We start from the raw sequence: 19679 nt of genomic DNA, 5'->3' as shown, positions 1-19679 counted from the left end.
TCTTGCCTGACCCTGGGCGGCCGGTGCGGCCGCGTCTGCTTACTTCTTGGCGTAGGCTTCCATGGGCTTGTCATTCGGTGCGGCCAGCACGGACTTGAGGTTCTCGCTCATGGGCAGGCCCACGCGGGCGTTGGTCGGGGGGATGGGCTGCATCAGCCACTTGTCGTAGAGCTTGGCGATCTCGCCGGATTTCATCATCGCCACCAGGGTGTCGTCCACGGCCTTCTTGAAGGCGGGATCATCCTTGCGGAACATGATCGCGATGGGCTCGACGGACAGCACCTCGCCGACGATCTTGAAGTCAGCCGGGTTCTTGGCCTTGGCGATCAGGCCGGCCAGCAGGGAGCCGTCCATCACGAAGGCGTCGGCGCGGCCGGATTCCAGCAGCAGGAAGCTGTCGGCGTGGTCCTTGCCGAAGACCTCGTGGAAGTCCACGCCCGTGGCGCGCTCATGCTTGCGCAGGGTCTGGACCGAGGTGGTGCCGGTGGTGGTGGCCACGGTCTTGCCGGCCAGCTGGCCGATGTTGGCGATGCCCGAGCCGGCCTTGACGGCGATGCGCACTTCCTCGACGAAGGTGGTCACGGCGAAGGCCACGTCCTTCTGGCGGGTCAGGTTGTTGGTGGTGGAGCCGCACTCCAGGTCCACCGCGCCGTTCTGCACCAGGGGGATGCGGTTCTGCGAGGTCACCGGCTGGTACTTGATCTCCAGCTTGGCCAGGCCCAGCTGCTTCTGCACGGCGGCGGCCACCTTCTGGCAGATCTCCACGTGATAGCCCACGTACTTGCCGTCGCCCAGGGTGTAGGAGAGCGCGCCGCTGGACTCACGCACGCCCAGGGTGATGGTGGCGCTGTCCTTGATCTTCTTGAGCGTGTCCTCGGCGCGGGCGGGTGCGGCGCTGAGGGCGGCCAGGCCCAGCAGGGCGGCCAGGGCGGAGGTGCGGAAGGAGGTCTTCATGCGGATGCCTGTCTCTTGACTTGTTGGAAGGGAAGGGTTCATTGCAGGGCGCGGTCCGAGGGCTGCCGGTACAGCTGCAGCAGGGCCTCGGTCGGCGGCCAGTTGAGGTTCAGCCCCTTGGGCGGGATGGGGCGCTGGAACCAGCGCTGGTAGATCTTCAGCGCCTCGCCGCTTTGCATGAGGCGGCTCAGCTCGCGGTCCACCAGGGTCTTGAAGCCGGCGTCGTCGCGGCGCAGCATGCAGCCGTAGACCTCCGAGCTCATGGGCGTGCCGGTGAGACGCCAGTCCTCGGGCTGGCTGGCCTTGGCGCGCTCGCCCAGCAGCAGCGCGTCGTCCAGCATGAGGGCGTCGACCTTGCCCGTTTCCAGGGACTGGAAGGCCTCGCCATGGTCCCGGGCCGAGAGCAACTGGATGCGCCCGCCGTGGGTCTCGTTCCAGGCGCGCAGCAGGCGCTCCGAGGTGGTGCCGGCGGTGACCACGGCGCGGCGGCCGGCGAGGTCGGCGAATTCCTGCAGGGAGGAGTCCTTGCGCACCAGCATGCGGGTGCTGACGATGAAGATGGAGACCGAGAAGGCCACCTGCCTCTGCCGCGCCAGGGTGTTGGAGGTGGAGCCGCACTCCAGGTCCACGGTGCCGTTCTGCACCAGGGACATGCGGTTCTGCGAGGTGACGGGCACCAGGCGCTGGGTGATCGCAGGCAGCCTGAGCTCCTGGCGGATGCCCTCGACGACCTTGAGCATCAGGTCCTGCGAGTAGCCCACGACCTGGCGGCGCTGGTCGTAGTAGGAGAAGGGCACCGAAGACTCTCGGTGGCCCAGGTTGATGGTGCCGGTGGCGGCGATGCGGCGCAGGGTCTCGCTCTGGGCGAGCAGGGGGCTGGCGTCCTTGCCGGCGGCCAGGGCGCTGCCGGCCAGCAGGGGCAGGCTCAGCAGCAGGGCGGGGACGGACAGGCGGCGCAGCATGCCCCGCTTCTTGCAGGGGCCGTGCCAGCTCGGGTTATCCCTTGGGTTTCAGGACCTGGGATGCCGCAAGTGCTTGATTTGACGGGGAGGGCGGGCGCCAACCTTTGGAGGCCTGAACGGAAAACCGTCCGGGCGGGGCGGGGCGGGACGGAATCCCGTGCGATCAGCGACGGCGGCGGCGCGCCGCCCCCACCGCCAGGTCGCCCAGGGCCAGGGTCTGGGGCTCGTCGACCTGGGACTTGCCGTCCAGGAACAGGTCTTGGAAGCAGTACTGCCCGGTCGAGTCCTTGAAGCCGCCGGTGTAGACCATCTTGAGGCTGAAGACGTTGCCGGTGTTCAGCCGGCTGATCCGGCGCTAGGCCTCCACATCCTCCCACAGCACCGCCGCGATCTTCCAGCCCCGCGCGGTCTTCACGCACTGCAACAGCTTGTGCCCACGCCCCTCGAAGGCCAGGCCTTCGCGCCGTCCGGCCTTGGCGTAGTGAAGGCGCAGTTGGGCCAGGCCCCCTTCGTGCTCGATGCGCAGGGTCTCGATCCATTCGTGGAAATCCTGCAGAGTGCCGCTGGCAAAGGCCGCGGTGCGGGGCTCGATGAACTCGCGCAGGCCCAGGCTGCTCAGGGCTTCACCCTGGCGCACCACGATGCGGGCCTCGGGTATCAGCCAGTGCGGCAGGGCGGCGAGCTGCGGGATGCGGCCCTCGCGGTTGTCGAAGGCACCCAGGAAACGCTGCACCAGGGTGCGGAGCTGCTGTGCATCGTCGCCCGCGGGCTCCGCTGCGCGCCATTCGTAGACACGGGACAGGCCCTCGTGCGCCTCGGTCTGCTGCAGGCCCAGGTCCTGGAAGCCGATGTCCATCAGCACGCGGCCTGAACTGTCGTTGTGGGGGGCGGTGGTGGCCAGCAGATGGCGCAGGCCCAGCACCTCATGGGCATAGCGCAGGGCGGCTGCGGCGGCCTCGCGGGCATAGCCCTGGCCCCAGTGGCGCTCGGCCAGGCCATAGCCCAGGTCCGGTTCTGGCAGGCCCTCGCGGTGGATCAGGCCGGCCAGGCCCAGGCGTTCGCCGTCGTCCTTGCGCTCTATGCACCAGAAGCCATGGCCCTGGGCCCAGTAGCGGTTGAGCAGGCGGTCCTGCATCCACTGGCGGGCCTGCTCGGGCGTGCGCACGCCCGGGTCGGCGATATTGGCCTTCCAGGACGGCTCGTTGATCAGGCCCAGGACGAAGGGCACGTCGCTGTCATTGAACCAGCGCAGGCGCAGGCGCTCGGTCTCCAGAATCTGCATCGTCGGGTCTCCAGATGGTGTCGGGGCGGTGTGGAAACGGCAAGAAAACCGGCCAGAAGCGAGACAATACGGCACCTCCACCAGCCCAGCCCGCCCAAGGGTGCGATCCATGACCTTCCTCCAGCAACTCCACGCCGCCGAACGCCTGAACCAGTCGATGCTCTGCGTGGGCCTGGATCCGGAACCGGCCAAGTTCCCCGGGGCCTGGAAGGGCGATGCCGGCCGCATCTACGACTTCTGCAGCGCCATCGTGGACGCCACCAAGGACCTGGTCAGCGCCTTCAAGCCGCAGATCGCCTACTTCGCCGCCCACCGCGCGGAGGACCAGCTCGAGCGCCTGATGGCCCACATCAAGCGCGTGGCGCCCCAGGTGCCGGTGATCCTGGATGCCAAGCGCGGCGACATCGGCTCCACCGCCGAGCAGTACGCCCGCGAGGCCTTCGTGCGCTACCAGGCGGACGCCGTCACCCTCTCGCCCTTCATGGGCTTTGACACCATCGAGCCCTTTCTGCGCTACGCGGACAAGGGCGTGATCCTGCTGTGCCGCACCTCCAACCCCGGCGGCAGCGACTGGCAGAACCAGCGCCTGGCCGACATCCCCGGCCAGCCGCGTCTCTACGAGCACCTGGCGCAGCTGGCCCAGACCGAATGGAACAAGACCGGCCAGTTGGGTCTGGTCGTGGGCGCGACGTTCCCGGAGGAGATCGCCCGGGTGCGCGAGATCGCTCCGACCCTGCCCCTGCTGATCCCTGGCGTGGGCGCCCAGGGTGGGGATGCCGCGGCCACGGTGCGCGCGGGCTGGCGCGGCACAGCCGAGGGCAGCAGCGCGCCCATCATCGTGAATTCCTCCCGCGCGGTGCTGTACGCCAGCAGCGGCGAGGACTTCGCGGCCGCAGCCCGCCGCGTGGCGCTGGCGACACGCGAGCAGCTCCACGCCGCCCGCAGCTGAGCCTTCGCCGTGCCAGCTCCTGCGCATTCCTTCTCGCTCGCCCGGCGGGCGTTGTGCCGGACGGGGATTTGAGGGGCCGCATGGCTGGTCAGCCAGCCTGGTCTGACCGAGACTTGCGACCAGCCATGGTCCCGCGGTGGGGCTGGCGCCTTTGGAGCACGGCCGCCCCGTGAGCACGGACCCTCTCGACGACCTCAGCAGCCTGGTGGGCCAGGAGATGTCGCTGGATGAGCGGCGCCTGGCCCTGGAACGGGGCCTGCGCTGGCGCTCGGTGCGCATGCTGCTGGGCGCCTCGGCCCTGATCGGCGGTCTGGTCACCCTGCTGCTGGCCGCCACCGTTCGCGAGGGGGAGCCATGGGGTGGTGTGCTGCCGCCCCTGCTGGCCGGCCTGGTCTGCATGGTCGGCACCGCCTTCTACCTGCGTCTGCCGCGTGAACGGGCCAAGTCCGGTGTCATGCTGCTGATGAGCCTCGTGATGATGATGGGCCTGGCCCTGGCCTGGTCCCGCGGCGCGGGCCTGGGCTCGCCGGGCCTGGGCGTGCTGGCCCTCATGGTGGCGCTGGGCACCGCCCTGACGGGGTTGACCGCCGGCCTGTGGCTCTTCGGCGTGGGCGCCCTTTGCCTGGTGCTGATGGCCTGGCTGGAGGCCCACCAGATGATGCCGCCGGTGCTTGCCGGCTCCAGCGTATCGGCTCAGCTCATCACGCAGCTGGTGCTGCTGAGCACGGGCCTGGTCGTGGGCCTGGGCACCCTTCGCCTGGTACGACGCTCCATGCGCGAGGCCAGCGAGCGCAATGCGCGCTTCCGCCACCTGCTGTCCATGGCCGCGGACTGGTACTGGGAGATGGACCGCGACTTCCGATTCACCCACATGGCCGAGAACATCCCCGGCCAGTCGGGCCTGGACCTCAACAACCGCCTGGGCAAGACGCCCTGGGAAGTGGACCAGGCCCAGGGCCTGGGTGACGAGGACATGGACGCCCACCGCGCCGACCTGGAAGCCCACCGCCCCTTCCGCGGCATGGTGGCCCGCCGCCGCGGCGAGGACGGCACGCTGCGCTACGTCTCGGTCAGCGGCGAGCCGCGTTTTGATGCCGTGGGCAATTTCCGCGGCTATTGGGGTGTGGGCCGCGACGTCACCGACGAGGTGCAGGCCGAGCAGGCCATCGTGGCCACCGAGGCCCGCTACCGCGAGCTTTTCCGCCGCTCACCCTCGCCCCTGGTGCTGCACCGCTGGGGCCGGGTGCTGGACGCCAACCCCGCCGCCATGGCCATGTTCGGCTACACCCAGCGCTCCAGCATGATAGGCCAGGACCTTTTCGCCCACTACGAGACCGGCGAAGACGAGCGCGCCCGCGAGCGCGCCGCCAAGATCGAGTCCATGCCAGTGGGTGCCATCCTGCCCGTGGCGGAATTCAAGCTGCGCACGCTGTCCCGGCGGCGGCGCCTGGTGCAGGTCACCAGCGTGCGGGTCGAGGCCGCCAGCGGTCCCGCCACCCTGTCCTTCTTCATCGACCAGACCGAGGCTTCGCGCGCCCAGGAGGCGCTGCGCCGCTCCGAGGGCCTGCTGTCCCACCTGGTGGCCACCAGCCCGGATGTGATCACGCTGACCGAGATCGCCACCGGCCGCTACGCCATGGTCAACAAGACCTTCGAGGAGCTCTCCGGCTACAAGGCCGAGGAGGTGCTGGGCCGCACGGCGGACGAGCTGGGCGTCTGGCACAACCCCGAAGACCGCCAGCGCCTGGTGGACGGCGTGCAACTGCACGGCCGGGTGAACGACATGCCGGCCGCCTTCAAGTGCAAGAACGGCGAGCTGATCTCCATGGTGATGTCGGCCGCGCCCTTCAACATGGAAGGGCAGGCCTACCTGGTGATCAACGCCCGGGACGTGTCGGAGTCGGAACGCACGCGCCTGATCCACGCGGCCATCCTGGAGAACGCCTCCATCGGCATCACCCTTACCCGCGACCAGCGCTTTGTGCAGGTCAACCGCGCGGTAGAGGAGATGTTCGGCTGGCCGGATGGCAGCTTGATCGGGGAGTCCGGCCGCGTGGTCTGGCCCAGCGACGAGGAGTACCGTGACGCCGGCCGCGAGATGGGCCCGCGCCTGGCCGCCGGCGAGCAGGTCGAGACCGAGCGGCGCATGGCCCGCCGGGACGGCAGCACCTTTCTGTGCCGCATCCTGGCCCGCGCGGTGGACCCCGACCACCCCAGCCGCGGCGGCACCATCTGGATCCTGGAAGACGTCACCGAGAAGCGCCGCGTCGAGGCCGCCCTGGCCCAGGCCAAGGACGAGGCCCAGGCCGCCAGCCGCGCCAAGAGTGCCTTCCTGGCCAACACCAGCCATGAGATCCGCACCCCGCTCAATGGCGTGGTGGGACTGGCCCGCATGCTGCAGCAGCCGGACCTGGACGAAGAGACCCGCCGCCACTACCTGGACCAGATGCTGGACAGCGCCGAGAGCCTCTCCGGCCTGATCGCCGACATCCTGGATCTCTCCAAGATCGAGGCCGGCCGCCTGACCCTGGAGTCCCAGCCCTTCGCCCTGCGCGACATGCTCTCCACCATGCGCATGGCCTACCTCACTTTGGCGCAGGCGCGCGGCCTGGCCTTCCGCATCGACGTGGACGAGGACGTGCCCGGCTGGGTGGTGGGCGACCCGGTGCGCACCCGCCAGATCCTCTCCAACTACCTCACCAATGCGCTGAAGTTCACCGAGAACGGCTCGGTCTCGGTACGCGTGGCGCGCATCAGCGACGAACGCCTGCGCATCGAGGTCACCGACACCGGCCCCGGCATCACGCCCGAGGTGCAGGCCCGCCTCTTCCAGCCCTTCACGCAGGCGGACGAGTCCACCACCCGGCGCTATGGCGGCACGGGCCTGGGCCTGTCCATCTGCCGTGAGCTGGCCCATCTGATGGGTGGCGAGGTGGGCGTGCAGTCCGAGACCGGACGAGGCTCCACTTTCTGGGCCGAACTGCCGCTGGTGGCCGCGGCCAGCAGCCTGTCCTCCCAGCCGCGCGAGGCCCGCGACAACGCCGACCTCGAAGGCCTGCGCGTCCTGATGGTGGAGGACAACCCCGTCAACATGATGATCGCCGTGGCCTTGCTGGAGCAGTGGGGCTTGGAGGTCTCGCAGGCCAGTGACGGCCACCAGGCCATCGAGGCCATCCATGCCTCGGCCAGCATGGGCAAGCCCTTTGACGTGGTGCTGATGGACGTGCAGATGCCCGTGATGAGCGGCCACGAGGCCACCCGTGAGATCCGCCGCCGCTTCCCCGCCGAGCAACTGCCCATCGTGGCTCTCACGGCCGCGGCCCTGGTCTCCGAGCGCGACGAGGCCCTGGAATCCGGCATGAACGAGTTCCTCACCAAGCCCATCGACGCCAACCGCCTGCGCCAGGTGCTGGTCAAGCTGATCGGGCACAAGCCCAACGACAGGCAGCGGCGCTGATCGCCGCGGGGCTCAGGCCTGGGCGTGTGTGTGGCCTGTGAGCAGATACAGGGTGTCCAGGCTGCGGCGCTCCAGTCGGTAGTCCGCAAGCAGCGGCAGCAGGCCCTGCCAGGGCGCATGCAGGGCCTCGAAGCAGCACAGCGAATGCCAGGCCGCGCTCCAGACGATGGCATTGCCCAGCCATTGCCAGGGTGGGGCCCAGACCAGGCCCGCCGCGACCACCCGTGCGCCGGGCTTGAGCGCCGACTGCAGCCGGTCCAGCGCCTGCGGGCATTGCTGCAGGTCATGGGTGAAGAAGAGCAGGGTCGCATCCGCCCGGGTGGGCCAGGCGGCGGCCTCGGCAGGGGCCTCGATCAAGGTCAGGCGCGGATCCGGCCCGCAGCGCTGCCTGGCCTGGTCCAGCATGGCCTTGCAGGGCTCCAGGCCGATCACCTGCCCCGTTGGGCCCACGGCCTCCAGCAGCAGAGGCAGGCTCAGGCCGGTGCCGCAGCCCAGGTCCAGGACGATGTCTCCTGGCTTCAGCCCCAGGCGCGCGATGGCCTCGCGACGCAGCCCTGCCAGGGCCGCCAGTTCCAGGTCATAGACGGGTGCGCGCCGAGCGTACAGCGCCTGCGACTGCTGGCGGCGCAGCTGGTGCAGTCTGGCGCTGGGCGGCGGCGATGACGGCATGGCGGGACTCCGGTGGTGACCAGGCTGCTTGGTCGCAGCCGGGTGGCTGGCGCGGTTGGCAAGTTCCCTGGCAAGTGACAGCCAGCTTCGGGCCGGACGCTGCGCCCGTCAAGCGCAGGGCCTGAAGCCCCTGCGCCCTTGGGGCCGCGCGCCGACTGATGACTTGAGCTGGCGCAAGGCGGTGATACCGCTCACCGCAGGCTCAGACTTGCCGTCTTCCACCCCGCATCCGCCCAGCGCTGGAAAGGCCCCAGTTGCTGGGCATCGCCGCTGCGGCGCAGCACCTGCAGGGTCTGCAGGTCCAGCAGCTCGAAGCTGCGCGGGGTGTAGCGGCCTTCGGCGCGGGCCTCGCGCACCATCAGCAGCTGCTGGCCACCGGGCACCCAGCCGGCGAACTCGGCATAGCCCAGGCCGGGGTTGGCGGCCGCGGGAGGCAGCACGTCCATGCGCCAGCCCTGGGGCGTCTGGCGCAGCAGCCACAGCTCGCGCCAGGCCTCGGTGGGCTGCACGGCCAGCGTGGCGGCGTTGCCTTCGCGGTTGACGCTGAAGGAGGCCGTCTGGATCAGGCCGAAGCTGCAGTGGCGCAGCAGGGCCTCCTTGGCGCGCGTCGACTGCAGCACCAGGCATTGGTCGCCCTCGGTGCCGGGCACGAGGCGCAGCTGCAGCTCCTCGTTGCCACGTCGCCAGCTCATCGACGCGGCGCCGGCAGGCAGGGTCTGCCAGCGCACGGCATTGGCGCGCATGGCGGCGTCATTGGCCAGGGGCTGGTCGTCGTCGGCCAGCTCGCCGGGCTGCAGGCGGGCCAGGGCCTGCAGGGCGCGTGCGCTGGCAGCCTGTGACTGGCTTGCGGCGCTGGCATCGGCCTGGCGGGCCTGCGCATAGGCCAGGCTGCTCCAGACGCTGGCCTGGCGCAGGGCCAGGCGGTTGCGCCACAGCGGGGCCAGGCCGGTGGTCGGCACGCGCTCCAGGATGTCTGCCCGCCAGAGCTCGCGCTGCAGCTTCTGCGAGGGCGTGGCGGCAGGGTTCTGGCACTCCGGGCGGGTCAGCGCCAGGGCGGCGCGCGCCTGCTGCTCGGGCGTGCTCGCAGGCAAGGCCAGCACGCGGCGGAAGACCTCGCCCTCGTAGCAGAGCTGCAGGCTGCCAGCCTCGCGCTCGAAGCTCTGGAACTTCAGGCCGTAGCGCGCGGCCACGTCCAGCTGGGCGGCCAACTGGGTGTCGGCCGAGGTCGTGGGCGTGTCCAGCTTCGCTGCGCTGCTGCGCGAGGCGCGCTCGGCCAGGCGCTCGGCCAGGCTGCCCAGAGCGTCCAGGGCCTCGATGCCGCCGGGGCCTGCCATCTGCTCGGCACTGGCCTGCTGCACATAGGCCGCGGCCAGACCCAGGCCCAGGGACTCCGCGCCCGGCTGCAGGCGCACCAGACGCAGGGCGGCCAGCAGGGCGGCGGGCTCGGCGGCCGGCCCTTCCAGGGGCAAGACCTGACCCTTGCGGACGAAGCCGCCGCGCTCGCGGCGGTAGTCGTAGACCTGGTAGAAGTCCAGGCGCTCGCCGCGGATCTCCACCGCCTCGCCGCGCCACAGGGCGGCCTGCGAGGGAGCGGCGTCGCGGGCGGCGGCGCGCAGGGCAGCCTGGTCCTGCAAGACCAGGGCGGTGGCGGCGTGGGCCTGCACGGGCTGCAGGAATGCCGCGGTGGTGGCCAGGGCGGCGGTGCTGAATAGGCGGCGCATGGTTGGGTCCTCGCGGGTGTGGTGACGGGGTCAGTTGTTGCCTTCAGTCTGTTCTTCCTGCGCTTCGCGCGCCTTGGCCACGGTCTCCGTCTTGCCGCCCAGCAAGGCCTTGCCGATGAAGCCGCCATCGGCCGGGGGCGGGGCGATGATGACCTGCACCTTGTCCGAGAGCTTGTCGGCCATGGCCTTCTGGATCAGCAGGGGGTGCCGGCTCAGCAGGGCGCCTTCGGCCGACATCTGCTCCAGGCTCACCTTGCCCAGGCGGCCCTGGCGGTAGGCCTCGGCATCGGCCAGCTTCTCGCGAGCCCGAGCCTCGCCCTCGGCCTCGATGCCGCGTGCCTGCGCGGCGCCCTCGGCCATGCGCACGCGGGCCACGCGCTCGGCCTCGGCCTCCAGCTGGCGCTGCTCGACCTGGCGCTGCTTGAAGGGCAGCACATGCTTCATGGCCTCTTCCTGGGCCTTGGCTGCGATGACCTGCTCGCGTGCGGCGGCCTCGGCAGCGGTCTCGCGGCGGATCTTGTCGGCGGCGGCCTCCAGCTCGGTCTGCTTGACCTTCTTCTCCTGCTGCTCCAGCGTGTAGCGCATCTTCTCGGTGGCCAGGCCCTCGGACAGCAGCTTCTCCAGGCCCTCGCGGTACTCGTGCGGCAGGTCCACATTCCCGATCTGTACGCTGTGGAGCACGATGCCATCGGCGATCAGCTTCTTGCGCAGCTCGGTTTCCAGGGCCTGCTGGATTTCGGCGCGCTGGGTCGAGAAGATCTCACGCACCGTGTGGCTGGCAATCTGGCGGTAGATCACGCCCTGCAGGATGGGGTCGATCAGCTCGCGCTCGATGTGGTCCGGCAGGCTGCGGGCCAGCTGGGGCAGGCGGCTTTGATCCACGCCCCAGCGCAGGGTCAGCGTGAGTCCCAGCGACAGGCCTTCCACCGACTGCAGCGGTGCTGGCCCGTCAGCCCGGGCGAAGGCGTGGGGCTGGTAGCTGCGGTCCTGCTGGGGCAGGGTGCGGATCTCGTGCAGGCCGGGCAGGCGAAAGAGGCTGCCATCGCGTGCCTGGGTGACGCCGCCGGTGAGGGTGTTGGTGCGCAGGGCGACTTCACCGCGGGGCACGGGAAAGAAGGGCGGATGCAGGGCCAGGGCCGTGACGCTGGCCATGCTCACGCCCAGCGCGATCAGCAGCGGGGCATGGCGGCGCAGTTGGGCGCGCAGGGAGGGTCTGGCGGCTTCGTGGGCGGCAGCGGCCTGGTAGTCCTCGACAGCGTCGTCGGCGAAGCGGGTGTGCAGGGCTTCGTCGTCCTGGCTGGCGTTGGTGCCGGGGGTGTGCTCGTTCATGTGCAGCTCCTGGTGCGGATCAGGGTCAGGGCCCTGTGTGGATCGATGGCTGCAGTGTTCGGCGAAGGGCGCGGAGGGCGCCAGGGCGGCGGCGGGCCACTGTGCTCACAGCCCGGAAGAAAGCTTCACAGGGGGCGGTGCGGGGCCTGCCGATAATCCGCCCATGAACAAAGTCGCCGTCATCGAGGACGACCGCCCGACCAGCGAGCAACTGGCCGGCTGGATACGCGCTGCTCGCCCCGAGCTGCAGGTGGACCAATGGTTCGACCGCGACAGCGCCGAAGCCGCCCTGGGCCGCGAGTCCTATGCCATGGTGGTGCTGGACATCGAGCTGGGCCGCGAGCGCCATGCCGGCGTGGCCCTGATCAATGCGATCAACAAGCTGCATCAGGGCACGCCGGTCCTGGTGGTCTCGGCCATGCCGGCGGCCATCTACCGCGGCATCATGAAGGCCCTGGATGCCTGGGACTACCTGCAGAAGACCAGCTTTGACGAGGCCGAGTTCACCGAGACCTTCCTGGACATCCTGCGCGCCGCCCGTGCCCGCGCGCCCAGCCCGGCGCCGGACGCCGCGACGACGCTGCAGCTGGACCCCCTGTGGCAGCGCAGCCCGTTGTGGAAGGGCCAGCGCATCAACCTGCCGCTGACCGCCCAGCGCATCCTGGCCACCCTGCACCAGCGGGCGCCCGAGGTGGTGAGCTACGAGGAGCTGTTCGACGTGGTCAAGAGCGGCCGCACCCGGGACAACGTGCGCAAGCATGTCTCCACCCTGCGCGAGGCCCTTCGCGAGGTGGATGCCGGCTTCGACGCCATCGAGAACGTCCCCATGCGCGGCTTCCGCTGGGCCGGGCCGCGATGAGATCGGCCGGCGCATGAAGCTCGGTCCTGTCGAGCTGCCGGCCCTGCCGGTGCCGCGCCTGGGGCTGGCGGCCTTCCGCCGCCGCCTGGTGGTGCACCTGGCCTTCGTGCTGCTGGTGGCAGCCACCCTGGGCCTGGCCCTGACCGTGCTGCAGGATCAGAAGCAGCGCAGCTATCAGCGCTACGAGCAGGGCTTCCGACAGTCCCTGGCCGAGATCACCCTGCAACTGCGCCATCCCGCGGGGCAACTGGCACTGCTCAATCCCGGCATGGAGCCGGGCAATGGGCAAGACCTGGCCCCCGTGCTGCTGCCCTTCTCGGCCATCGACTTCGACGACCAGTACAAGGCCCTGCGCGCCGTGGAGATGGCCGGCTGCGGCCTGCGCTGGCCGCAAGGCGCCAGCCTCTGCGCGGCGGTGGGCAGCAATGCCTACGCGGGCGGCTTCGTCTACCTGGTGGGCAGCCTGGACGCCGGCCCGCTGCAGCCGCGCAGCGTCGGTCAGCTGGACTTGGACGGCGTACACCGCCTGCGCGTGAGCCTGGACTACCGTGGCCAGCGCAGCGTCTGGACCGCGCCCTATGAAGCCGCTCGCCCCGATGAAGGCCCGGCCCTGCAGCGCGGCCGCCTGACGGGCTTCCTGGCCGAGGGCGATCAGCTGGAGCGTCAGGCCCGCCCGCAGCGCGAGTTCCGCGGCTGGTTGTGGCGTGAGGGCCCCTGCGTGCAGTCGGGCGATGCGGCTAATGCCGAGGCGGCCTGCGCGCGGCACACGGTGTTCTCGGTTCGCCTGCCGGTGGAGGCCTTCAAGGCGGCGCTGTTCGAGCGTGGCGCCCAGTCCTGGCCGCCTAGAGACCTGGACCGGCTGCGCCTGCGCGTGCAGCTGCTGGGCCCGGCGGGCGAGGACGGCGCTGCCGTCGCCCTGTTCGACAGCGCCCGGCCGGGCGCGACGGTGGGCGTCTCGCTGGACCGCCTGGGGGCGGCCCTGCAGGCCGGCGAGACCCTGCGGATCGAGCGCCTGGGCGAACACCCGCTGGTGATCGCCGAGCGCCGCGGCGCCGAGATCGGCGATGCACCCCTGCCCTGGCTGAGCCGCCTGATCCGTCGTCTGCCGGTGGACGTGCCCGTGGGCGATGCCCGCCTGCGCTTGCAGGCCCAGGAGGAGGTTGTCACCGCCACTGGCCGCTACCGGCTGAGCCTGCAGGGCGATCTGCGCAGCCTGGACCGCCAGCTTGCCCGCGAGGCCCGCAGCCTGCTGTGGCTGGTGGGCGCCATGCTCGCGGCCATTGCCTTTGCCTGGCTGCTGGTGGAGCTGGGGCTGATCCGCCGCATCACCGTGCTGACGCGCCGCGCGGCGGCCGTGTCCTACAACATGCAGGACCCGCGGGCCGAGCAGCGCATCGGCGAGCTGGACGTGGCGGACCTCGAAGGCCGCGACGAGCTGGGCATCCTGGCCGGCACCCTGCAGGCCCTGCTGCAGCGGGTGAAGGACGGCCTGCGGCGCGAGCAGCTGCGGGCCGAGCGCGAGCGCGAGATGTGGCATGCGGTGGGGCACGAGATCATGTCGCCCCTGCAGTCCCTGATGGTGTTGCATGCCACGGCGGACGACCCCAGCCACCGCTATGTGCAGCGCATGCAGCAGGCGGTGCGGGTGCTGTACGGCACGGCCTCGCCCTCCGAGGCGCTAGAGGCCGCGGACCTGCAGCTGGAGACCCTGGACCTGGCCCAGTTCTGCCGCGAGGTGGTGGCCAATGCGCCGCATGCAGGCATTGCGGACGTGCAGCTGCAGGGCGACGACGGTACCCCGCTGCCCGTGCGCGGCGAGGCCTATGCCCTGGAGGACGTGGTCACCCATGTGCTGCGCAATGCCCAGCGCTACCGGCTGCCGGGCACGCCCATCACCCTGAGGCTGGCAGCCGAGGACGGCTTTGCCCTGCTGGGCATTCACAACCGCGGGCCGGCCATTCCGGCGGACATGCTGGCCCGCATCTTCGAGTACGGCGTCTCTGACCAACCGCCCGACGCCGGCCCCGAGCGGCGCGGGCAGGGGCTGTTTGTCGCCCGCAGCTATCTGGCCAAGATGGACGCGCAGATCGAGGCCCGCAACGAGGACGGCGGCGTGCGTTTCTGGCTGCGTCTGCGTCGGGCCTGAGCTGGACCTGCGCTGTTCCTGAGGCGGGGCGGTTCATTCGGGGGACTTGCGATCAGGCCCCCGCCGCGCACAATGCGGGCATGAGTGATGCTGTCCCCCACCGATCCCACGCCCTGGCCCTGCTGCCCGACAAGGGCGTGCCCAATCTGCTTTTCCTGCTCTTCCACGGAGCCGGGGCGGATGCCACCCAGATGCGGCCCCTGGCCCAGGCCCTGCGCGGCCAGTACCCGCAGGCAGCGGTGCTGGCGCTCAGCGGCCCCGAGGCCTATGACCTGATTCCCGGCGGCGGCAGCGGTCTGCAGTGGTACTCGCTGGACGGTGCCAATGACGAGAACCACGCCCGCCGCGTGGCTGACGCCTTGCCCGATTTCATCGCCCTGATCCGGGCCTGGACCGCGCATTTCGAACTGCCCTGGCAACAGGTGGCCCTGGGCGGCTTCTCCCAGGGCGCCGTGCTGGCCCTGGAGGCCGTGCAGGCAGAGCTGGCGCTGGCGGGCCGCGTGATGGCCTTCGGCGGGGCCTATGCCACCCTGCCCGAGCATGCGCCTCAGGAGGTCTCCGTGCATCTGCTGCACGGCCAGCAGGATGGCGTGCTGCCTTACCAGGACCAGATCCATGCCGCCAGGCGCCTGGTGGCCCTGGGAGCGGATGTCACGGCCGATGTGCTCCCGGACATCGGCCATGAGCTGCATCCCGAGCTGATCGAACGGGCGCTGCACCAACTGCGCACCTTCGTGCCGGCCCGCCTCTGGCGGGCGGCCCTGCAGGCGGCCGAGGAGCAGGGGCTCAAGGCCCCGCTGCAGTGAGCATGACCCGGGGGCAGCGCCGGATCTCGGGCCTGCTGGCCCTGGTGGCGACCCTGGGGTCAGGTCTTGCCAAGGCCTCTGGCGCCGAGTCCCCGACCTTGCCCAGCGTGGACCTGCTCTACCAGGACCGCCCGCCCTACTACCTCCCCCAGCCCGGGCGGCAGCCGCCGCAGGGCCTGGTGATCGAGCCCCTGCGGCGCGCCCTGGACCGCACCGGCCTGCCCCACCGCTGGGTGCTGACACCGGCGGTGCGTCAGCTGCTGATGGTCGAGAACGGCGAGCACCTGGTCTGCGGGGTGGGCTGGTTCCGCAGTCCGGTCCGTGAGGCCAAGGGCCAGTTCAGCGCAGCGCTGTACCGCGGCCAGCATCTGGCCATGATCGCGCGCCGCGATGCCGCCCTGCGAGAGGGCATGAGCCTGCGCGAGGCCCTGGACTCCCCGGCGCGCCTGCTGGTGAAGCAGGGCTATTCCTACGGCGCGGAGCTGGACGCCCTGATCGCCGAGCGCCCCGGCCGCGCCACGCAGGGCAGCGGGGAGGTCGGTCAGCTGCTGCGCATGCTGCAGGCCGGCCATGCCGACTGGATGCCGGCCGCCCCCGAAGAGGTGCAAGCCCAGCTGCAGCGCGACGGCCGCCGCGAGCAGACCCTGCAGCTGCTGCACTTCAGTGACCCGCCACCCATCGTGCCCCGCCACCTCTACTGCAACAAGGCCGTGCCGGCGGCCTGGCTGGAACGGCTGGGGACGGCGCTGCGTTGAGTTGGCCGGCCGGGCCCGCTCAATCCAGCGTCACCTCCGCCTTCACCACCCCCGCCCGCTCTGTGCGGGCCGAGAGCGAGAGCCGCGTGCCATGCGGCGCGCGGACGATCCATTCGGCGACGGCGCGGTCGCCGGTGATCTCCTCGGTAGGCAGGAAGCTCAGCTGGGAGGCCTGCGGCGCGTGGCCGGCCAGGTGCGGGCCTTCCATGCGCTCCTTGCCGGTGACCAGGCTGGCGCTGCCGTCCGCGGGCAGCCGGATCTCGAAGATGACCCCGCGCACCACCTGGCGCTCCTTGGCACGGGCGGTGACGGCTGCGCTGAGATAGCCGCTGTTGGCCACGGCCAGGCGCACGCGCCAGCTGTCGGCGCCCAGGGCACGCACCTCGGTACGCAGCAGCTCCAGGCGGGGCAGTGAGAGGCCGATCTGTGTCAGCCAGGCCGGGAAGCGGGCCGCCTCGCGCTCGCGCAGGGCGGGCGGCGGGTTGCGCCAGTAGTTCATCTTGTCCCAGCCGCCGATCTCCACCGCGCCCAGCTGTGGGTGCTGGAAGGGCGTCCAGTCCACATGGGCCTGGCCGGCGCAGTGTTCATCGCTCCACTTGAGCAGCTTGATCTCGTCCTCGACCGGATGGTCGCGGAACCAGTCGATCCACTTGTAGCCGGTGATGCCCGCCTCCTGGTTCGGGTTCCACAGCTCCACCACCCAGAACAGGGCGCCCAGGTGCTCGTAAAGCCATTCCTGCGTGCCGCTGATGCTGTCCTTGGGGTGGTACTTGAAGTCGTGCCAGATGCTGACGGCGGGGTAGCCCGTGTGCTTCTCGCCCAGGGCCGAGAACTGCTTGATCAACCAGAGGTCCTCGGGCGTCATGTCTTCGTCGGCGCAACTGCCCATGGGGCGCAGGATCACGCCGCTGTAGGTGTGGAAGCTGATGGCGGCGCCGATGTTGGGGTGCTTCACGATGAAGTCCACCATGGCCCGCACCTCGGGCTCGCTGGCCGGGTAGGGGCCGGCGCCGTTTTGCTCGTGCTCCTGGCGCCAGCCGCCGGGAAAGTTGCGGTTCAGGTCCAGGCCCTCGACGTCGCCGTTGACCTTGATCTGCAGGCCGTCGTAGTGCTGCAGAAAGCCCTCGGGCATCAGCCGGTAGTACTCGCCGCCGTACTCACCGGGCTCGCGCGCCACCATCAGGCGCGGGTCCTGCGGGTGCTTCTTGTAGCCGCCATGCGGGTCGGGCACTCGCATGGTCAGGATGCGGCCGTCGCCGTCCACATCTTCCATGGTGAGGCCATCCACCGGGTCCTCGTCATGCGGGTAGCGGCGGGTGGAGGAGCGGATGTGGCGTGGCCGGTCGGCCAGGGCCAGCTCGGCGCCATCGGGGTTCAGGCGCGGGACGATGTAGACCACGCGGCTGTCCAGCAGCTGCGTGACGCGGCGGCCTTGCTCGCTGTCCTGCCCATGGTGGTTCAGCAACTGGTGCAGGTAGTAGAGGCAGGTGGTGCAGGCCGTGAGTTCGGCGGCATGGATATTGCCGTCCAACCAGAGGGCGGGCTTGTCGGTGTCGGGGCCGGTGGCTTCGTTCGTCACGGCCAGCAGCCAGATCTCCCGACCCTCATGGCTGCGGCCGATGGCGCGCAGCGTCACGAGATGTGGTCGCGCCGCGGCATAGGCCTGCAGCAGTTCGGTGAGGGGCTGGTGGCGGAGGAACTGACTGAAGTCCGGGATCGGAAGGGCGGCGGCCATGGCATGCGTCTTGTGGAGCAGAGGGCCATGCTACGGGTGGCCCCGCCGCTTACGGGTGGGGGCGAACCCGTGCCAGCATCCACGGCGTCAGGCACCGCCCGGCTTGCTCATTGGCCCTTGAACAGCCCCTGGAACTGCCGCGACACCGGCAGCTTTTCCTCGCGACCCTTGAGCGTCAGCTGCATGGTGTTCTCGTCCACGCGCACGGCGCTGGCGATGCAGCGGCTGTTGACCAGCACCGAGCGGTGCACCTGCCAGAAGAGCTCGGCATCCAGCGAGGCCAGCAGCTCCTTCAGCGGTGTGCGGATCAGGGCCTCGCCGCCGTCATAGACCACGCGGGTGTAGCGGTTGTCGCTCTCGAAATAGACCACGTCCTGAGGGTCAATCATCTTGACCTCGCGGCCCAGCGAGGCCTGGATCAGGCGCGGCTTCGGCGCGGCCGTGGCCATGGGCAGCAGCTGCTTGAGCAGGGCCTGAAGGTCCGGGGCGGGTTGCTGCAGCCGGGACTTGAGACGCTCGATGGCCTGGGCCAGGCGCGCATCCTCCACGGGCTTCATCACGTAGTCGACGGCGCCGGCATCAAAGGCGGCCAAGGCGTGGTCCCCATAGGCCGTGACGAAGACCACATGCGGCGGGCGTGCGGTGCCACCCATGCGGCGAGCCACCTCGATGCCGGTGAGGCCGGGCATGTTGATGTCCAGGAAGCAGACCTGGGGCTCGTGCGCCAGGAAGTCGTCCCAGGCGTCGACGCCATGGCGGCTGGCTGCCACGATGTCCAGCTCGGGCCAGAGGCGCTGCAGGGCGGCGCGCAACTGCTCGCGGGGACCTTCCTCGTCGTCGGCGATGAGGGTGCGGATGGGGGTGTTCATGAGGCTCCTCTTTCCTTGTCTTTCCTTGTCGTGTCGGTTCATGCGGCCTGGATGCGGACCACGGCCGCGCAGCCGCCTGCTTCCCTGGCCTGCAGCTGCAGGCTGGCGCGATCGCCGAAGGTCTGGCTCAGGCGATGCAGGGTGTTGCGCAGGCCCAGCCCGCCCTGGCGTGCGGCGCCGGCCGAGGCTGTGCTGAAGTCGAGCCCGGGCGCGGGGCCCTGGCCGTCGTCCATCACCCGCAGGCACAGGCCGTCAGTGTCCAGCACCGCCTGGATGACGATCTCTCCGCCGTCCAGCTGCGGCTGCACGCCATGCTCGACAGCATTCTCGACCAAGGTCAGCAGCACGCCCGGCGGTAGCTGGGCGCTGGCGGCTTCCGGCGCGATGTCCAGGCGAAAGCGCAGTCGCTCGCCCAGCCGCGCCTGCATGACCTCGAGGTAGCGGCAGGCGGCCTCGGCCTCCTCGGCCACGCTCAGCAGTGGGCGATCGAAGAGTGGCAGCGTGGCGCGCAGGTAGCCGGTCAGCGAACCCAGCAGGGGCGCGGCCCTGTCGTCCTTGGACTGCACCCAGTACTGCAGCGCGGCCAGTGAGTTGAAGAGAAAGTGCGGCTGGATCTGCGCCGTGGCCAGGCGGCGGGCCAGCTCCAGGGCCTCGGCCTGGCGTTCCTGCTCGCGCAGCCACTGGGCGCAGTACTCGTTGCGCCAGGTCGCAAGCGCCCACAGCCCCAGGGAGCACAGCACCAGCACCATCAGGCCGGTGCTTTCCAGCACCTTCAGGGCTTGCGGCGTCAGATCCCAGTGCCGGCGGGCCTGCGCGGCCAGCAGCCCGGCGATCAGTGCGCCAAGAAATCCCCAGGCATAGGCCTGGTAGAGGCGCTTCATGGTGGGGGTGCGCCAGAGCCCCAGCAGCAGGGCTCCTGTTCCCACGCCCAGTCCCAGCGCCAGCAGCACGACGGCGGTCAGATGGGGACCACTCAGGTAACGCCAGCTCAGATGAACGACGGCCAGCACCGCACAGGTCAGGTTGATCAGGCCGCCGACCACGATGCTGGGGTTCAGGGAGGTGATGGCCTGCAGCTTTTGCCATTGCTCCGGTGTGAAGCGGTGCCGCGGCCCCAACATCAGGGCGACGCGCCAGTCCACATCGCGCCAGAAGCCCAGGAAACGCTCCTTTGCTGCTCGCACGC

At 70.4% G+C, this 19679-nt stretch carries 16 protein-coding genes; 6 read left to right on the top strand and 10 right to left on the bottom strand.

Going from position 1 to position 19679, the window contains the following annotated elements; all coding sequences use genetic code 11:
* Positions 1 to 39 precede the first annotated feature (39 nt).
* From ACS5PK_RS14830 to ACS5PK_RS14815, 4 genes are all read right to left on the bottom strand, one after another.
* Positions 40 to 954, bottom strand: a complete 915-nt coding sequence (locus ACS5PK_RS14830; RefSeq protein ID WP_439441031.1) for an amino acid ABC transporter substrate-binding protein — start codon at positions 952 to 954, stop codon at positions 40 to 42.
* 38 nt (positions 955 to 992) lie between these two features.
* Positions 993 to 1916 carry a transporter substrate-binding domain-containing protein gene (locus ACS5PK_RS14825; RefSeq protein ID WP_439441030.1) on the bottom strand — a complete coding sequence of 308 codons (924 nt, stop codon included), beginning with the start codon at positions 1914 to 1916 and terminating at the stop codon, positions 993 to 995.
* A gap of 163 nt (positions 1917 to 2079) precedes the next feature.
* Entirely contained in the window at positions 2080 to 2226 is a 147-nt protein-coding gene (locus ACS5PK_RS14820; protein WP_439441029.1) for a hypothetical protein, read from the bottom strand.
* A gap of 45 nt (positions 2227 to 2271) precedes the next feature.
* Positions 2272 to 3198: a GNAT family N-acetyltransferase gene (locus ACS5PK_RS14815; RefSeq protein ID WP_439441028.1), complete on the bottom strand. Its 927-nt coding sequence runs from the start codon at positions 3196 to 3198 to the stop codon at positions 2272 to 2274.
* Between the two features lie 109 nt (positions 3199 to 3307).
* Here ACS5PK_RS14815 and pyrF point away from each other — a divergent pair, with 109 nt between their 5' ends.
* Together pyrF and ACS5PK_RS14805 are read left to right on the top strand one after the other, a co-directional pair.
* Positions 3308 to 4147: an orotidine-5'-phosphate decarboxylase gene (gene pyrF, locus ACS5PK_RS14810; protein ID WP_439441027.1), complete on the top strand. Its 840-nt coding sequence runs from the start codon at positions 3308 to 3310 to the stop codon at positions 4145 to 4147.
* Positions 4148 to 4316: 169 nt separating this feature from the next.
* Positions 4317 to 7604 (top strand): PAS domain S-box protein, encoded by a 3288-nt coding sequence (locus tag ACS5PK_RS14805; RefSeq protein ID WP_439441026.1) that lies wholly within the window; start codon positions 4317 to 4319, stop codon positions 7602 to 7604.
* A 12-nt stretch (positions 7605 to 7616) separates the two neighbouring features.
* On the opposite strand, the gene ACS5PK_RS14800 is transcribed toward ACS5PK_RS14805, so the two are convergent.
* The 3 genes from ACS5PK_RS14800 to ACS5PK_RS14790 all read right to left on the bottom strand — a co-directional run bounded on the left by ACS5PK_RS14800 (position 7617) and on the right by ACS5PK_RS14790 (position 11323).
* Positions 7617 to 8273: a methyltransferase domain-containing protein gene (locus tag ACS5PK_RS14800; protein ID WP_439441025.1), complete on the bottom strand. Its 657-nt coding sequence runs from the start codon at positions 8271 to 8273 to the stop codon at positions 7617 to 7619.
* Positions 8274 to 8464: 191 nt separating this feature from the next.
* The gene (locus ACS5PK_RS14795; protein ID WP_439441024.1) at positions 8465 to 9994 is read right to left on the bottom strand and encodes a hypothetical protein; all 1530 of its coding nucleotides are present in this window, start codon (positions 9992 to 9994) and stop codon (positions 8465 to 8467) included.
* Positions 9995 to 10024: 30 nt separating this feature from the next.
* Positions 10025 to 11323, bottom strand: a complete 1299-nt coding sequence (locus ACS5PK_RS14790) for an SPFH domain-containing protein (protein WP_439441023.1) — start codon at positions 11321 to 11323, stop codon at positions 10025 to 10027.
* A gap of 163 nt (positions 11324 to 11486) precedes the next feature.
* On the opposite strand from ACS5PK_RS14790, the gene ACS5PK_RS14785 reads away from it, so the two are divergent.
* From ACS5PK_RS14785 to ACS5PK_RS14770, 4 genes are all read left to right on the top strand, one after another.
* Complete coding sequence (locus tag ACS5PK_RS14785; RefSeq protein WP_439441022.1) at positions 11487 to 12182, top strand: response regulator; 696 nt, start codon at positions 11487 to 11489, stop codon at positions 12180 to 12182.
* Positions 12183 to 12195: 13 nt separating this feature from the next.
* Positions 12196 to 14328: an ATP-binding protein gene (locus ACS5PK_RS14780; protein WP_439441021.1), complete on the top strand. Its 2133-nt coding sequence runs from the start codon at positions 12196 to 12198 to the stop codon at positions 14326 to 14328.
* Between the two features lie 80 nt (positions 14329 to 14408).
* The gene (ypfH, locus tag ACS5PK_RS14775; RefSeq protein WP_439441020.1) at positions 14409 to 15134 is read left to right on the top strand and encodes an esterase; all 726 of its coding nucleotides are present in this window, start codon (positions 14409 to 14411) and stop codon (positions 15132 to 15134) included.
* A gap of 2 nt (positions 15135 to 15136) precedes the next feature.
* Entirely contained in the window at positions 15137 to 15889 is a 753-nt protein-coding gene (locus ACS5PK_RS14770) for a hypothetical protein (RefSeq protein WP_439441019.1), read from the top strand.
* Between the two features lie 19 nt (positions 15890 to 15908).
* Here ACS5PK_RS14770 and ACS5PK_RS14765 read toward each other — a convergent pair whose 3' ends face one another.
* The 3 genes from ACS5PK_RS14765 to ACS5PK_RS14755 all read right to left on the bottom strand — a co-directional run bounded on the left by ACS5PK_RS14765 (position 15909) and on the right by ACS5PK_RS14755 (position 19677).
* Positions 15909 to 17624 (bottom strand): M14 family metallopeptidase, encoded by a 1716-nt coding sequence (locus tag ACS5PK_RS14765; RefSeq protein WP_439441018.1) that lies wholly within the window; start codon positions 17622 to 17624, stop codon positions 15909 to 15911.
* A 107-nt stretch (positions 17625 to 17731) separates the two neighbouring features.
* Positions 17732 to 18493 carry a LytR/AlgR family response regulator transcription factor gene (locus ACS5PK_RS14760; protein WP_439441017.1) on the bottom strand — a complete coding sequence of 254 codons (762 nt, stop codon included), beginning with the start codon at positions 18491 to 18493 and terminating at the stop codon, positions 17732 to 17734.
* 38 nt (positions 18494 to 18531) lie between these two features.
* Positions 18532 to 19677, bottom strand: a complete 1146-nt coding sequence (locus ACS5PK_RS14755; RefSeq protein WP_439441016.1) for a sensor histidine kinase — start codon at positions 19675 to 19677, stop codon at positions 18532 to 18534.
* Between the last annotated feature and the right edge of the window lie 2 nt (positions 19678 to 19679).

This window comes from Roseateles sp. DB2, assembly GCF_051857535.1.
GTDB lineage: Bacteria > Pseudomonadota > Gammaproteobacteria > Burkholderiales > Burkholderiaceae_C > Roseateles_B.
Note: the sequence above shows the minus strand (reverse complement) of the source record. Positions and strands in the feature narration are given on the sequence as shown.